Origin of the sequence: Mycobacterium sp. SMC-13, from assembly GCF_045311035.1 — a bacterium.
Classification (GTDB): Bacteria; Actinomycetota; Actinomycetes; order Mycobacteriales; family Mycobacteriaceae; genus Mycobacterium.
This window is the reverse complement of record NZ_JBJIAI010000010.1, coordinates 54,984-69,253: the sequence shown is the minus strand read 5'-3', so window position 1 is coordinate 69,253 and position 14,270 is coordinate 54,984. Positions and strand designations below refer to the sequence as shown.

Genomic DNA, 14,270 nt, shown 5'->3' with positions numbered 1-14,270 from the left:
GCGGGCACTTTCGCGACCCACTCACCGGAAATCAATGCTTGCGCGGCTGTCGCCGGGATGCTTACCATCTGCCCGTCGCCAATTATTTGGCACTCAACTGACAACTATTCGTCACTATATCGGGAGCATGTATGGACACAGCGACGACGCTGCATCGCATTGGTAGCTCGGCCGGATCGGGTCACGCCCGGTTCATCGGCCGCGTAGGCGCACTGGCCGTTGCCCTCGGCATCGGCATCGCCGTCGCGAACAGTCCTGCCATCTGCCTCGCCGACACCGGCACCAGCACCGGCACCTCCGCGTCGTCGACCGACAAACCGTCGCCGGCCACCAAGCCGAAGGCGGAGAAGCCCACCAAGAAGGCGAAAAAGCCCAAGCGCCAGAAGGATTCGGCGGCCAAGAGCGATCGGGACGCAGCCTCCGCCACGACACCGGACCAGCCCGGGGACACCGAGACCCCGAAGCCCGGCGACAGCGACACCGCCGAACAGAAGCCGGCCACGACGAAGCCCGGGTCCGGCAACCCGGCCGAAACCGCGAAGCCGACGATCAAGAAATCCCGGCAGAACCAACTTCGCAACGCGATACCCAAACCTGCCGTGTCGGTCCCCCAGCCGACCGCCGCGACGAGCCAGACCAAACCCAAGACGAACCCGGCACCCACCTCGACCGCGGCGGTCACCGCCGCGAAACCAGCTGCCGCGCAGGCACCTTCAGTGGATTCCGCCGCCAACACCGTCTCGACGGCCCTGTCCGCCGCCGCGACCGAGATCAACACCCTCACGGCGACAACGCATCCCGTCTCCACGGCGGCCACCGGCGGCAACTTCGTCACGCACGTGGTGTCGAGCCTGCTGGGCGCAATCGGGTTGGTCCCGCACGCCGGAACCAGCCCCGCCGCTCCGCCGCAGGCGCCGGTGTTGTGGACCCTGTTCAGCTGGATTCGCCGCGAGATCGGCAACACCTTCTTCAACTCCTCGCCGCTCATCAACTACAAGCAGACCGAGACCAGCCAGACTTTCGGTGGTGTCATCAAGGGTGACTTGAAAGCCACCGACGCCAACGGCGACAAGCTCACCTACACCGTCGACAAGGGCCCGACGAAGGGCAGCGTGACGGTCCGTCCGGACGGCACCTTCACGTACACCCCAAGCGACGCACTGGCATTCAGCGGCGGCACCGACTCGTTCACGGTCACCGTCGACGACCGGCCCGGCAATCCGTTCCACATCAACCTGCTGAAGCTGTTCCAGCCGAACGCCGGCGCCACCACCACCGAGACCGTCACCGTCACGGTGAAGCCGACCAGTCCGCTCGGCACCGCCGACCAGATCGCGCTGGAACAGAAGGCCCAGGAGATCGTCAACACCCCGCAGGTGCAGGCCGCCATCGAGGCACTCAAGCAGGCCTGGCTGGCGCATGCGCAGCAGCGGTTCGGCCTCGTCGGCGGCGTCGATGCCGAGAACCTCGCATTGCTGGACGCAGCCGCCCGGGAACATGCACTCAATGCCGCGATGACGGTCGTCAACAACGACCCCGACAACCCACTGGTGATGGCCGTCGATATGCGGGCACACAGCTGGTACGGCACCGACACCCCCGGCGGCCGGTTCATCTACGACAACCCCGACACCATCTACCGCACCATCCCGGTGCGCAGCGGTTCGACGTACGTCATCAGCGGCAAGTACCTCGGCGGTGTCCCTGTCGACGGCAACTTCGGCGTCTACGCCGACATCAGCGACGCTCTGCCGATCGGCAACCTGGCGGCGAAGGACCTCGTCGTCAACGCCGACGGCACGTTCACCATCACAGCGGACGGCAATCCCACCCAGCCGGGACAGACCAACCACATCTATCTACCGCCGGAGGCCCAGCAGATCTTCGTCCGGTACACGATGGCGGACTGGACCACCGAATCAGCACCGAGCCTCACGGTCACCCGCACGGGCGGTCCGGCGGGCGCCCCCGCGGAGAGCTTCGACGAGATGGTCGCCCACACCGTCAGCATCGTCCAGAATTTCCAGACGAGCGCGCACAATACGGCGCTCGACATCGTCACCCTCAACCTGCAGACCGGCCAGCTCAAGCCGCCCAACACCCTGACGCAGCCGTTCAACTTCCCCGGCACGCTGGTGTCACAGAAGCAGAGCCTCGGCTACTTCCAACTGGCCGACAACCAGGCTCTCGTCATCACGATCAACCCCGGCAACGCCGGATACTTCGTGGTGCCGGTGACCAACGACTGGGAACTGTCACCCGGTGACGGCACCGCGCAGACGAGCCTCAACAACGCGCAGTCCATCGCCAACCCGGACGGCACTTACACCCTCGTCATCTCCCCCGACGACCCCGGTGTGGCCAACTGGGTCTCCACCGGCGGCCTCAACCAGGGCACCCTCTACATCCGGTTCCAGGCACTCGACGCCACCTCGTCGGCCGTGCCGATGATCGTCTCGCAGCAGGTCGTCACCCTCGATCAGCTCGGCACCGTGCTGCCGGCCGGCACCAAGTACGTGACCGACGCCGAACGACAGGCCCAGCTCGCCGCCCGCCAGGACGGCTACAACGACCGCTTCGGCCCCTTCCCGCAGATCACCACAGGAGCACAGTCCGCATGACCGCCACCGCCGTCACCTTCACCCCCGGTTCCGCTGCCACCTGGCGCAGCCCCTGGGCCATGTATGCCGCACTGCGCGAACATGATCCGGTTCACCACGTGGTCCCCGCGCACGCCCCCGACAAGGACTACTGGGTGCTGTCGCGTTACGCCGACATCTCCGCGGCGGCCAAGGACCACGAGACCTTCTCGTCGGCCGAGGGTCTCACCTTCAACTACGACGACATGGAAGCCGTTGGCATCAAAGACAATCCGCCCATGGTGATGCAGGACCCGCCGGTCCACACCACCTTCCGGCGGCTGGTGGCCAAGGGATTCACCCCGCGGCAGGTCACCGCGATCGAACCCAAGGTGCGCGAATTCGTGGTGGACCGCATCGAGAAGTTGCGCGCCAAGGGCGGCGGCGACATCATCACCGAGTTTCTCAAACCCATGCCCACCATGGTGGTCGCGCATTATCTCGGTGTCCCGGAAAAGGATTGGGATCGGTTCGACGCTTGGACCGATGCCATCGTCGCCGCAAACTCCACCGGGCACCAGCCCGCGGCCGCCCCCGCCATCGCCGAATTGTTCACCTACTTCAACGAATTGATCGCCTACCGCCAGGAGCATCCCGAGGACGACACCGTCTCGCACCTGGTGGCAGCCGGCTTCGGCGCCGACGGCGACATGTCCGGAATCCTGTCCATCCTGGGCTTCGCGTTCACGATGATCACCGGCGGCAACGACACCACGACCGGAATGCTCGGTGGCGCAGTGCAACTGCTCACCGCCCGCCGCGATCAGCGACAGCTCCTGATCGACGACCCGGCACTCATCCCGGATGCCGTGGAGGAACTGCTGCGGCTCACCTCGCCGGTGCAGGGCCTGGCACGGATGACGACCCGTGACGTCGAGATCGAGGGCACCACGATTCCGGCCGGCCGCAAGACCTTCCTGCTGTACGGCTCGGGCAACCGCGACCACCGGCAATGGGGACCCGATGCCGAGGAGCTGAACGTGCTGCGCCGCCCCGCTCAAATCCTCACGTTCAGCCACGGCAACCACCACTGTCTCGGCGCAGCGGCGGCCCGCATGCAGGCTCGCGTCGCGCTCGAGGAGCTCCTGACCCGGTGCCCGGATTTCGACGTGGACGCCGACGCGGTCGAGTACGCCGAAGGCAGCTATGTGCGCCGCCCCACGCACCTTCCGTTCACGGCGGGGTCATGAGCCGGGTGGAGGTCGACCCCGAGATCTGCATCGGCATGGGCATGTGCGAGGGCATCAGCGCAGCGTTCCGGGTCGGCGACGGCGGCACGGTCGACATCGGTGACACCGCCGATGTCGACCCGGTGGTGTTGCGCCGGGCCGTGGCGGCGTGTCCGACGGGTGCGTTGCGCATGGCCGACGACGTGTAACGCGGCACCACAGCCGGCCCGCCGACGGCAACCAACCGGCATGACGCACGTCACCCGGGCATGGTTCGATCTAAGACGCCATGACTATCGCGAGCCCTTTCCCCGAGGTCCAGATCCCGACCACGGCTGTCTCCGAGTACATCTTCGGTGATCTGGCCGAGTCGGACGCCGATCGCATCGCCATCACCGAGGTCGCAACCGGTGCCGAGTACACCTACCGCGAACTGGCGGGCCGGATCGAGGCGTTCGCCGGCGCGCTGGCCGCCCGTGGCCTGGGCGTCGGCGACGTGGTCGGCCTGCTGGCGCCGAACAGTGCCGCGTTCGCCGTCGCCTTCCACGGCATCCTCCGGTCCAGTGCCACGGCCACGACCATCAACGCGCTGTTCACGGCGAAGGACGTCGCGAAGCAACTGACCGACTCCGGGGCCGCCATGCTGATCACCGTCACGGCGCTGGCGCCGCAGGCGCTGCAGGCCGCCGCCGAGGTCGGGCTGGCCGCCGATCGTGTCGTCGTGCTCGACGGCCCGGGCACGGCGGCCGACGGTCATCCCAATGCCGCCGAGCTGCTCGACGCCGCGCTGCCCGCACCCGAGGTCAGCTTCGACCCGGCGACGCATCTGGCGGCCCTGCCCTACAGCTCGGGCACCACGGGAAACCCCAAGGGCGTCATGCTCACCCACACGAATCTCGCGGCGAATGTGGCGCAGATTCGTCCGATCCAGGGCCTGGTTCCCGAGGACCGGGTACTCGCAGTGCTGCCGTTCTTCCACATCTACGGCATGACGGTGCTGCTCAACTCCGTCCTGCACGCCCGGGCCCGGCTGGTGATCATGCCCAGCTTCGATCTCGCGCTCTTCCTCAAGACCATCCAGGACCACAAGTGCACGTTCGCGTTCATCGCGCCGCCCGTCGCGGTGGCGCTGGCGAAGCACCCGATGGTCGACTCGTACCGGCTCGATTCCCTGAAAGGGCTCATGTCGGGCGCCGCGCCGCTCGATGACGACCTCGGCATGGCGGTCTCCGACCGGCTCGGCTGCCCCATCGTGCAGGGCTACGGCATGAGTGAGCTGAGCCCGGTGAGCCACTGCATGCCGTTCGACGGCGGCCGCGAACTCGTCGGCGCCGTGGCACCGTTGAGCTCGTGCGGCTGGACGGTGCCGAACGCCGTCAGCAAGATCGTCGACCCCGATACGGGCGCCGAGATCGGCCGGCCCGAGCACGGTCTCAGCGAGGTCGGCGAACTGTGCTTCCGCGGACCCAACGTCATGGCCGGTTACCTCAACAACGACGCCGCCACCCGCGAGACCATCGACGACGACGGCTTCCTACACACCGGTGACCTGGCCCGCGTCGACGCCAGCGGCTGCATCTACATCGTCGACCGGCTCAAGGAGCTCATCAAGTACAAGGGCTACCAGGTGCCGCCGGCCGAACTCGAGGCCGTGCTGCTGACGCACCCCGGTATCGCCGATACGGCAGTGGTCGGGGTCCGTGATCCGGAGTCGGGCGAGGAAGTGCCCAAGGCATTCGTGGTGCTGCAACCGGAGTCGGCGTTGACGGGCGACGAGATCATGGATTTCGTCGCCGGCCAGGTCGCGCCGTACAAGAAGGTGCGGCAGGTCGCGTTCATCGATGCGATCCCGAAGTCCGCAGCCGGCAAGATTCTGCGCCGCGAACTGCGCGACATCCGCGAGGTCTAGCGCGGGATCGGCTGGCCGATGTCGCGTGCGGCCCGGGCCTGGCGATATCCGACCACGAGCCCGATGAGCGGCATCAACACCAGGCCGGCCAGTCCGAACAGATCGCCGCGCACCCCGATCGGCTCGGCGGCGGCCCACACCGGGACACCGGTGTGATCGGCCGACAGCAGATCCGCTTCGCCCTCCACAGGTGGCGCGGCCGGCGCCTGTACTTCGACGGCCGGTGGGGCCGCCGGGGCCGGCCACCACGAACTCCCGGCCGTCGTGCCGGTGTGCTGTTCGGCGGCGACGACGGGCACCGCCGGGTTCGGGGGTGTGAACACCGGCACCGCAGCGGGGTTGTCGGAACCGCTGCCCGACTGGGCGCCGGGCGCGTTGTTGTTGCCCTTGCCGTTCGCCCTCGAGGATTTGCCGGTGTTGGTCTGACCGGCCACCGACGAATTGGCGCCGGAATTGCCGCGTGAACCCGAGCCACCGTTGCCGGAGTTGCCGCCGCCGTTGGCGCGCGGCGAGCCGCTCTTGCCGGAACCAGCCTTGCCGGAGCTGCTGTTGCCACCGTTGCCGTTGGACCCGCCGGGATCGGCGGCGGCCACGGCCATCGAGGGTCCCGCCATCACCAGAAACGCCGACACCGAAATACCGGCAACCGTCAGCAGCGCATCGTCACGGCGCATGTCTGCCCCCGATCAGTTCCGCTGAGTGGCAACCCCCTGCGCACTCCGGTTCCTCATCATGGCATGCCACCGGGCCGGGGTTGACGATTTCCGCAGTCGTCGCGGGTCAGGCTTCAGGCGGCGTCCGGGTCCTGCGCGATGCCGTCCGCGGCCTTGCGCAGCAACGTCAACGCGGTGCGCGCCCACGTCTGCGTCGCGCCGGCGAGCCCGCAGGCGGGCGTCAGGCCGACGCGCTCGCGCAACACCGTCCGCGGGAATCCGAGCCGGTCGGTGACGCTCGCCGCGGCGGCGGCCACCGTCTCGACCGGCACCGGCCGCTCCGGGGCGACACCCGGCAGGACGCCGAGCATGATGGTCCGGCCTGCCTCGACCCACTCCCCGATACCGTCGAGATCGGCCGCGGTCAGCTTGGTCACGTCGATGGAGATGGCACTGAATGCGGTGCGCGCCAGGGTTTTCCACGGCACGTCCGCAGCGCACACGTGAATGCTCGCCTGTCCCCCGACGGTCGCGATGCACTCATCGAGCAGACTCGCGGCCAACAGGGCGTCGACCGGCGCCACCGGCGACATCCGGGTCACCCCGGCCAGCCGCCCGGCGAGTGCGGCGGGCAGTGACGGTTCGTCGAACTGCACGACGACGTCGGCCTCGCAGCGACGCGCGACCTCGGCGCGATGATGTTCGACGCCCTCGGCGAGTGAGCCGGCCAGGTCCCGCAGTGCGCCGGCATCGGTGATGGCCCGGTGGCCGCCCGGCAGTTCGAGTTCGGCGGCCAGCGTCAGCGGACCCGGGACCTGCACCTTGATGGTCCGTCCGGTCCCCCGCAGTCCGGCCTTCTCCCACGCCTCTTCGAGCGCGTCGACGTCTTCGTCGAGCAGGCCCGTGGCGCGGCGCACGACGGCGCTGCGGCCGGGTGCGATGCGGTAACCACGGGGCACGGTGTCGATGCCGATGTCGACGAGCAGCGCACCCGCCCGTCCGATGATGTCGGCGCCGACGCCACGTGCGGGCAGTTCCACCAGATGCGGCAGCGCGGGCAGTTCACCGACCACGACTGCCGCCGCTTCCCGTGCGACTGTCCCCGGCCACGAGCCGATACCGGTTGCCTGGGCGAAAACAGTCACGCCGCCAACACTATTCGATGGGGTCTGCGGCCGGATCTTCCACGTAGCTCCGCAGCCGGTCCAGGGCCCGGTCCCAGCGCTTCGACAGCGCGGTCAGGTACTCACTGGCCTCGGCGAGCGGGTCCGGCTGTATCCGCCAGATGCGCTCACGCCCGTGCCGGCTGCTGGTCACCAGCCCCACCGCCTCCAACAGCAGCAGATGTTTGGTGGCCGCCTGCCGGGTCACCGGAATCACCTGTGTCACTTGTAAAGTCGAGCACGGTCCGGCCTCGCATAGCCGCACGACGATACGCAGCCGATTGGGGTCGCCGAGCGCGTCGAACAACGGCGCCCGGTCTTCGACAGCCGTACTCACACGAGTTCGTCCAGGTACTTGCGTACCAGTTTCGTCTGGGCATCCCAGCCGCCACTGTTGGCTTCGAACGCCGCGGCCCGGCGCTCGGCCGGGATGATGTCGAACCCGGATTCGACGATCTGCAACAACACACCGTCGGCAGTCTCGGTGAGTGTGAACTCGACCAGCGTGGTCGGCTCGTCGTCGTAGTCGGCGTCCGGTTCGACGGCGTACGGATGCCAGCGGAACGCCAGACGACGCGGCGGTTCGACCGCGACGATCTGCCACACCGAGGATTTACCGGCGTGCGGCTCCTGCGCGGCAGCGACCTCGTCGTCGACCTCGGTCGGGGTGATCACCCCGGTCACCGATTCGCCCGCGACGAACGGTCCGTCGAACCGGATGCCGAACCAGCGACCGAACTCGTCGGAGTTGGCGATGGCGCGCCACACCCGGTCGAGCGGGGCGCGCAGAGTGACTTCTTTTTCGATGCGATCGGAATTCATAAGCAACCTCCTGGTTGCCTGTCACGTTACGACTACACCCCAGGAAACGCAACCATTTGGTTGCCTTGGGATGGCGTCAGCGCGTGATCGTGGCGCTGGCGATGACCTCGTCGCCGTCCGGGTCGCGGCGGTACAGCACCATGGTCTGACCAGGGGCGACGCCGCGCAGCGGCGTGCGCAGCTGCACGTCGAGCACGCCGTCGGCGAACTCGGCGACCGCGTCGGCCAGCCCGCCGTGCGCCCGCACCTGGACCAGGCATTCCATCGGACCATCGAACGGCACACCCGAGGTGAACACCGGGCGCTCACCGGTCAATGCGTGGATCTCGAGATCCTCGACACCGCCGACATGCACCGTCCCGGTCTCGGCGTCGATGCCCGTGACGTAGCGCGGCAGGCCGTCCGGCCCCGGGCCGGCGATGCCCAGGCCCTTGCGCTGGCCGATGGTGAAGCCGTGCACGCCGTCATGTTCGGCGAGCTTCGTGCCGCCGGCGTCGACGACCGCGCCCGGCCGGATACCGATACGCGCGCCGAGGAAGGCGCGGGTGTCACCGGACGGTATGAAGCAGATGTCGTGGCTGTCCGGCTTGTCCGCCACGGCCAGCCCGCGGTCGGCGGCCTCCTGCCGGATCTGCGGCTTGGGGGTGTCACCGATCGGGAACAGCGCGTGGCTGAGTTGTTCGGCCGTCAGCACCCCGAGGACGTAGGACTGGTCCTTGTCGGCGTCGACGGCACGGCGCAACCGGCCGTCCTCCAGTCGCGCGTAGTGGCCGGTCGCCACGGCGTCGAACCCCAGCGCCAGCGCGCGGGCCGACAGCGCCGAGAACTTGATCTTCTCGTTGCAGCGCACGCAGGGGTTCGGCGTCTCGCCGCGGGCGTACGACTCGACGAAGTCGTCGATGACGTCTTCCTTGAAGCGGTCCGCGAAATCCCAGACGTAGAACGGGATTTCCAGGATGTCGGCGACCCGGCGGGCGTCGCCGGCGTCCTCCTTCGAGCAGCAGCCGCGCGACCCGGTGCGCAGGGTGCCGGGCGCGGTGGACAGCGCCAGGTGCACGCCCACCACGTCATGGCCGGCGTCGACCATGCGCGCCGCGGCCACCGAGGAGTCCACTCCCCCGCTCATCGCTACCAGAACCCGCATGACTACCTTCCCAACCCGGCACTGGCCAGTGCGGCCTGACGCGCCCGCTCGACCGCGGCCGGCAACACGGCCAACGCGGCATCGATGTCGGCGTCAGAACTGGTGTGCCCCAACGAAAATCGGAGTGATCCACGGGCACTCGCCGGATCGGCGCCCATCGCGATCAAGACGTGTGACGGCTGTGCGACGCCCGCCGTGCAGGCCGAGCCCGTCGAGCATTCGATGCCCTTGGCGTCCAGCAGCATCAGCAGGGCATCGCCCTCGCAGCCACGAAAAGTGAAGTGCGCATTGCCCGGAAGCCGGTTCTCGCCGGTGCCGCCGTTGAGCACGACGTCGTCGATACCCGACAGCACGCCGTCGACCAGCCGGTCGCGCAAGGCGCCGATCCGGGTGCGGTACCCGTCCAGGCCCTCCACCGCAACGCGTGCGGCGGCCGCCATGGCCACCACGCCCGCGACATCCGGTGTGCCCGAACGCACGTCACGCTCCTGGCCGCCGCCGTGCAGCAGCGGCACGCACGCGACATCGCGGCGCAGCAGCAGCGCGCCGACGCCGGTGGGGCCACCGAACTTGTGTGCCGCCACGCTCATGGCGGACAGCCCGCTCGCGGCGAAATCGACGGCCACCGCACCGATCGCCTGGATGGCATCGCTGTGGATCGGCACGCCGAATTCGGCGGCGACAGCGGCCAATTCGGCGACCGGCTGGATGGTGCCGACCTCGTTGTTGGCCCACATCACACTGACGAGCGCGACATCGTCGTGGGATTCGAGAATCTCGCGCAGGGCTTGGGCGGACGTGGCGCCGGTGGCGTCGACGGGCAGCCAGGTCACCTCCGCACCCTCGTGTTCGACGAGCCACTCGACGGCGTCCAGCACGGCATGGTGCTCGATGGGCGACGTCACGATCCGGCGGCGTCCCGGACAGCTGTCGCGGCGGGCCCAGAAGATGCCCTTGACCGCCAGGTTGTCACTCTCGGTACCGCCGGCAGTGAAGATCACCTCGGAGGGCCGGGCGCCCAGCTGCTGGGCCAGGGACTCGCGGGCCTCCTCCATCCGGCGCCGCGCGGCCCGCCCCGACGTGTGCAGCGACGACGCATTGCCGCCGGCCGCCAGGACCGCCGTCATCGCCTCGATGGCAGCGGGCTGCATCGGGGTCGTGGCGGCGTGGTCCAGATATGCGGGGCTCATGGCCTGTCCAGGATACCGGCCAGGCCAAACCGGTCAGGCTGCCAGCGCGCGCCCGTGAACAGCGGCGACGGGCAGCGGACCCACCTGGTGCACCGCGGCCTGGCAGCGGCCGGCCAGATCGCGCCGGTCGGTACCGGGTAATTGCAGCGACTGCACCTGCATGTGGCACACCGTCAGCTTGGCGGTGATGACGCGTTTGATCGACGTCAGCAGCGAATCGTCACCGATGAACGCCGGGATGGTCGACTGCGCGCCGTTGCGGTGCCGGTAGGTCAGCTGCAGCGGCTGGACGGGACGTCCGGTGTCGATGGCGGCCTGGAACATCGCCGGCGCGAAGGTGCCGTGCCCCAGACCGCACCACGTGGTGCCCTCCGGGAACGCCACGACGGTCTGACCTGCGGAGAGCCGGTCCCCGACGGTGCGGACGACGTCGGGCAGGCCGCGCAGGCTGTGCCGGTCGATCGGGATGACCTTGAGCAGCCGGGCCACGAACCCGAGTGCGGGCCACTCGATGAGATCGGCACGCGCCACGAAAGAGCCGGGCATCACGGCGCCGATCGCGAAGATGTCGACCCAGGACACGTGCCCGGCGACCACCAGCACGCCGCTCAGGTTGCGGATGGGGCCACCGGAAACCGTGATCCGCACGCCCAGGCACCGCAACATCAGGCGGCAGTACAGGCGCTGGATGCGGGACTTGCCGGGCAGTGGCACCGCGAGCAGTGGCAGCGCGGGCAGCAGCAGCATCGTCATGATCAGCCGGACGGTCGTGCGCAGCACGACGACGAACGGGCGGCTGATGTGCACGGAGTCGACCCGGATGCAGCTGGCGTCGCACGACGCCTTGGGCAGCCAGGCGTGCTCCTGCACCGGCACCGGCGTGGTCACTGCGCGGCCTTGTCGGTCGCGGCAGCTGCCGAACGCAGCCGCGTCAGGTACCGGACGTCGGCTTCGCGCTTGTCCAGCAGGGCCGGGAAGTCACCGACGCCGAAATCGGGGTCGTAGGCCGGGTCGCCGCACACCTTGGCGCCCAGGCGCAGGTAGCCGCGCATCAGCGGCGGCACCGTCACGCGAGCCGGCGGCTCGATGTCGTCGAGCAGCTTGCCGTCGATGATCACCGGACGGTACGGACGCACCTTGTACTCCGAGGCGTGCCGCTTGTTGACGAAGTCGCGCACACCGCGAATCTGGCTGGCCGGGGCCTCCTCGGGACTGCCCTGGATGGGCACCGACACGCAGCCGGTGACGTAGTCGTAGCCACTGTGATCCAGGTAGGCGAGGATGCCGCCCCACATGAGCAGCACGACGGCGCCGTTGCGGTGATCGGCGCGCACCACCGCGCGGCCCATCTCCACCAGCGACGGCCGCAAGGTGTCGAGCGCGCTGACGTCGAATTCCGTTGCGGTGTAGAGGCCGCCTGCGGCTATGGCGCCGGGCGGCGGCAGCATGCGGTAGCAGCCCACGTAGTCGCCAGTGTTGTCGTCACGGACCAGCAGGTGGTCGCAGAACTCGTCGAATCGGTCGGCGTCCCGGCCGCTTTCGAAGCCGGGGCTGTCGTCGGTGAGGGTGTAGCCCGGCTCCGAGGTGAACACGTGGTGACGAAGCCGTTGCGCGGCTTCGATGTGTTCGGAGTCGGCCGACAGCAGCAGGGTGTAGCGCGGGGCGTCGGTCGATGAACTGGTGTCGTCAGGGGCGATGAGTACAGAACTAGTGCTCATGTTCAGCACGGTGACGGAGCCGTTGGGCGCGGCGGCATCAACCACGTAACGCGTTGATGACCGGTTGCGAAACATCACGGTCCGTTACATTCGGCGCGTGATGCGGCGATGAGGAGCCGCTTCTGGCAAGGGTTTCAGGCACTGTCCCGGTGTGCCAGCGCAACGCGCAGCTGCCGCCGGCCGCGGGAGACCCGCGACATCACCGTGCCCATGGGCACTCCCATGAGCCCGGCGGTCTCGGCGTAGGTGTAGCCCTGAACCTCCACATAGAACAGCGCGGTCCGCGCGCCTTCGGACAGCTCGCCGAACGCGGCCTCGACATCTCCGTCGGCCATGAGGTCGAGCAGCTCGACCTCTGCCGAACGGCGGGCAGTCGACTGTTCGTGGCCGGCCGCGGTGATCACCTCCAGCGGCACCTCCGGTGGGCGCGACGCCCGATGGCGATGTCTGCTGACCCACCGATTGTGCAAGATGCGGAAAAGCCAAGCGTTGAGATTGGTGCCCTGCTGAAACGACCCGAACCCCTGATACGCGTGTAACAAGGTGTCCTGCAAGAGATCTTCGGCGTCGGCTTCGCAGCGTGTCAGCCGGCGGGCGCCGCGGCCGAGGGCGTCGAGCAACGGCACGGCATCCGCGACAAACCGGGCCGCAAGGTCAGCGTCCGGCACCGGCGCTGCCGTCACGATCGAAACTCCCCTCGCCTGTGACCGCGCAGGGTGCGCCGCCGAACTCAGACTCGCCGGAAAGCGCCGGTGGCGAACCATTGAAAGTTCGTGGTCGGTACCGGAATCCGTGGTGCGCCCTGCGATGGATGACTTCGCGTGCCGGCCCGCGTTCAACCCCGCACAGGGTCAAATCCATGACGCTGCCGAATGTGTGCCAGAAGGAGACAACGTGAGCTTGGACAACATTTCCCACCTCGGTCAGACGGGGCTCGACGAGTTGGTTCCGTCGCGTTACGCGGTGCCGGTCGGCGATATCGAGGTACTGGTCATCAGCGACGGCGTACTGCCGATCACGGCGTCGACGCTGGGCACCAATGTCCCGCCCGCCGAACTGACGGGGTGGCTGGACGACAACTTCCTGCCGCCCGAGATCGTCGACTGGCCACTGAACATCGTGGTGGTCCGCAGCGGCGACCAGACGATCCTGGTCGACGCCGGACTCGGGCTGGAGTTCCCGGACTTCCCGCGCGCCGGACAAACGGTCCAGCGGCTGGAGGCAGCTGGTGTCGATCTCGCCTCGGTGACCGATGTCGTGCTGACCCACATGCACATGGACCACGTCGGCGGACTGATCACCGAGGGCGTGAAGGAACGGTTCCGGCCGGACCTGCGCGTGCATGCGGCCACCGCCGAGGCCGAGTTCTGGGCGGCACCCGACTTCTCCCGGACGGTCATGCCGCAGCCGATCCCCGACGTGCTGCGGCGCTCGGCCACGCAGTTCCTGACCGACTACAGCGGACAATTGCGGACGTTCGAGACGGACTACGAGGTCGCGCCGGGCGTGCTCGTCTCGCGTACGGGTGGTCACACGCCCGGGCACAGCGTGGTCCGCCTCGAATCGCGCGGCGAGAAGCTGACCTTCGCCGGCGACGCCGTGTTCGCCCCCGGCTTCGATAATCCGGAGTGGCAGAACGGCTTCGAGCACGACCCCGAAGAGGCGGCCCGCGTCCGCATCCGCCTGCTGCGCGAGATCGCGGCCACCGGCGAGGCCCTCGTCGCCACGCACCTACCGTTCCCGTCGGTGTGCCACGTGGCGGCCGTCGGCGACGCTTTCCGGTGCGTGCCCGCGACCTGGGACTACTGACCGCTGAGCACGAGAACGGCCCCCGGACCTGTTGTCCGGGGGCCGTTTTCGGTG

Annotated in this window: 14 protein-coding genes; 5 read left to right on the top strand and 9 right to left on the bottom strand. The window is 68.5% G+C overall.

From position 1 onward, the window contains the following. Window positions 1-131: 131 nt before the first annotated feature. The 4 genes from ACJH6I_RS16415 (at window position 132) to ACJH6I_RS16400 (ending at window position 5,717) form a co-directional block, all read left to right on the top strand. Window positions 132-2,621 carry an Ig-like domain-containing protein gene (locus ACJH6I_RS16415; protein ID WP_318986170.1) on the top strand — a complete coding sequence of 830 codons (2,490 nt, stop codon included), beginning with the start codon at window positions 132-134 and terminating at the stop codon, window positions 2,619-2,621. Further along, entirely contained in the window at window positions 2,618-3,829 is a 1,212-nt protein-coding gene (locus tag ACJH6I_RS16410; protein WP_212813877.1) for a cytochrome P450, read from the top strand. Before ACJH6I_RS16415 ends, ACJH6I_RS16410 begins: the two co-directional genes overlap by 4 nt. Then, entirely contained in the window at window positions 3,826-4,017 is a 192-nt protein-coding gene (locus tag ACJH6I_RS16405; protein ID WP_212813875.1) for a ferredoxin, read from the top strand. The genes ACJH6I_RS16410 and ACJH6I_RS16405 overlap by 4 nt, the downstream gene beginning before the upstream one ends. An 80-nt stretch (window positions 4,018-4,097) precedes the next feature. After that, on the top strand, window positions 4,098-5,717 hold the full coding sequence (locus ACJH6I_RS16400) for an AMP-binding protein (RefSeq protein WP_318986169.1): 1,620 nt from the start codon (window positions 4,098-4,100) through the stop codon (window positions 5,715-5,717). Here the strand turns inward: ACJH6I_RS16400 and ACJH6I_RS16395 are convergent. From ACJH6I_RS16395 to ACJH6I_RS16355, 9 genes are all read right to left on the bottom strand, one after another. Further along, complete coding sequence (locus tag ACJH6I_RS16395) at window positions 5,714-6,391, bottom strand: hypothetical protein (RefSeq protein ID WP_318986168.1); 678 nt, start codon at window positions 6,389-6,391, stop codon at window positions 5,714-5,716. The genes ACJH6I_RS16400 and ACJH6I_RS16395 overlap by 4 nt on opposite strands. A gap of 113 nt (window positions 6,392-6,504) precedes the next feature. After that, window positions 6,505-7,515 carry a methionine synthase gene (locus ACJH6I_RS16390; protein ID WP_318986167.1) on the bottom strand — a complete coding sequence of 337 codons (1,011 nt, stop codon included), beginning with the start codon at window positions 7,513-7,515 and terminating at the stop codon, window positions 6,505-6,507. A gap of 10 nt (window positions 7,516-7,525) precedes the next feature. Next, window positions 7,526-7,870: a helix-turn-helix transcriptional regulator gene (locus ACJH6I_RS16385; RefSeq protein ID WP_020103162.1), complete on the bottom strand. Its 345-nt coding sequence runs from the start codon at window positions 7,868-7,870 to the stop codon at window positions 7,526-7,528. Then, entirely contained in the window at window positions 7,867-8,355 is a 489-nt protein-coding gene (locus ACJH6I_RS16380) for an SRPBCC family protein (RefSeq protein ID WP_318986166.1), read from the bottom strand. The genes ACJH6I_RS16385 and ACJH6I_RS16380 overlap by 4 nt, the downstream gene beginning before the upstream one ends. A 76-nt stretch (window positions 8,356-8,431) precedes the next feature. Next, window positions 8,432-9,499 (bottom strand): tRNA 2-thiouridine(34) synthase MnmA, encoded by a 1,068-nt coding sequence (gene mnmA / locus ACJH6I_RS16375; RefSeq protein ID WP_318986165.1) that lies wholly within the window; start codon window positions 9,497-9,499, stop codon window positions 8,432-8,434. A gap of 2 nt (window positions 9,500-9,501) precedes the next feature. Beyond that, window positions 9,502-10,689, bottom strand: coding sequence for a cysteine desulfurase family protein (locus tag ACJH6I_RS16370; protein WP_212813862.1), 1,188 nt, complete (start codon window positions 10,687-10,689; stop codon window positions 9,502-9,504). A gap of 33 nt (window positions 10,690-10,722) precedes the next feature. Then, entirely contained in the window at window positions 10,723-11,577 is an 855-nt protein-coding gene (locus tag ACJH6I_RS16365) for a lysophospholipid acyltransferase family protein (protein ID WP_406784294.1), read from the bottom strand. Then, window positions 11,574-12,407 (bottom strand): GNAT family N-acetyltransferase, encoded by an 834-nt coding sequence (locus ACJH6I_RS16360; RefSeq protein WP_406784293.1) that lies wholly within the window; start codon window positions 12,405-12,407, stop codon window positions 11,574-11,576. Before ACJH6I_RS16360 ends, ACJH6I_RS16365 begins: the two co-directional genes overlap by 4 nt. Window positions 12,408-12,541: 134 nt before the next feature. Then, a complete protein-coding gene (locus ACJH6I_RS16355; RefSeq protein WP_234791529.1) occupies window positions 12,542-13,090 on the bottom strand; it encodes a sigma-70 family RNA polymerase sigma factor in 549 nt (182 codons plus the stop codon). A 211-nt stretch (window positions 13,091-13,301) separates the two neighbouring features. On the opposite strand from ACJH6I_RS16355, the gene ACJH6I_RS16350 reads away from it, so the two are divergent. Then, window positions 13,302-14,216: an MBL fold metallo-hydrolase gene (locus ACJH6I_RS16350; RefSeq protein ID WP_244872857.1), complete on the top strand. Its 915-nt coding sequence runs from the start codon at window positions 13,302-13,304 to the stop codon at window positions 14,214-14,216. The last annotated feature ends 54 nt before the right edge of the window (window positions 14,217-14,270 follow it).

Bases quoted from the DNA above. Each gene is read 5' to 3' on its own strand.
- ACJH6I_RS16415 (WP_318986170.1), top strand. From the start codon at position 132: ATGGACACAGCGACGACGCTGCATCGCATTGGTAGCTCGGCCGGATCG.
- ACJH6I_RS16410 (WP_212813877.1), top strand. From the start codon at position 2,618: ATGACCGCCACCGCCGTCACCTTCACCCCCGGTTCCGCTGCCACCTGG.
- ACJH6I_RS16405 (WP_212813875.1), top strand. From the start codon at position 3,826: ATGAGCCGGGTGGAGGTCGACCCCGAGATCTGCATCGGCATGGGCATG.
- ACJH6I_RS16400 (WP_318986169.1), top strand. From the start codon at position 4,098: ATGACTATCGCGAGCCCTTTCCCCGAGGTCCAGATCCCGACCACGGCT.
- ACJH6I_RS16395 (WP_318986168.1), bottom strand. From the start codon at position 6,391: ATGCGCCGTGACGATGCGCTGCTGACGGTTGCCGGTATTTCGGTGTCG.
- ACJH6I_RS16380 (WP_318986166.1), bottom strand. From the start codon at position 8,355: ATGAATTCCGATCGCATCGAAAAAGAAGTCACTCTGCGCGCCCCGCTC.
- mnmA (WP_318986165.1), bottom strand. From the start codon at position 9,499: ATGCGGGTTCTGGTAGCGATGAGCGGGGGAGTGGACTCCTCGGTGGCC.
- ACJH6I_RS16370 (WP_212813862.1), bottom strand. From the start codon at position 10,689: ATGAGCCCCGCATATCTGGACCACGCCGCCACGACCCCGATGCAGCCC.
- ACJH6I_RS16360 (WP_406784293.1), bottom strand. From the start codon at position 12,407: ATGAGCACTAGTTCTGTACTCATCGCCCCTGACGACACCAGTTCATCG.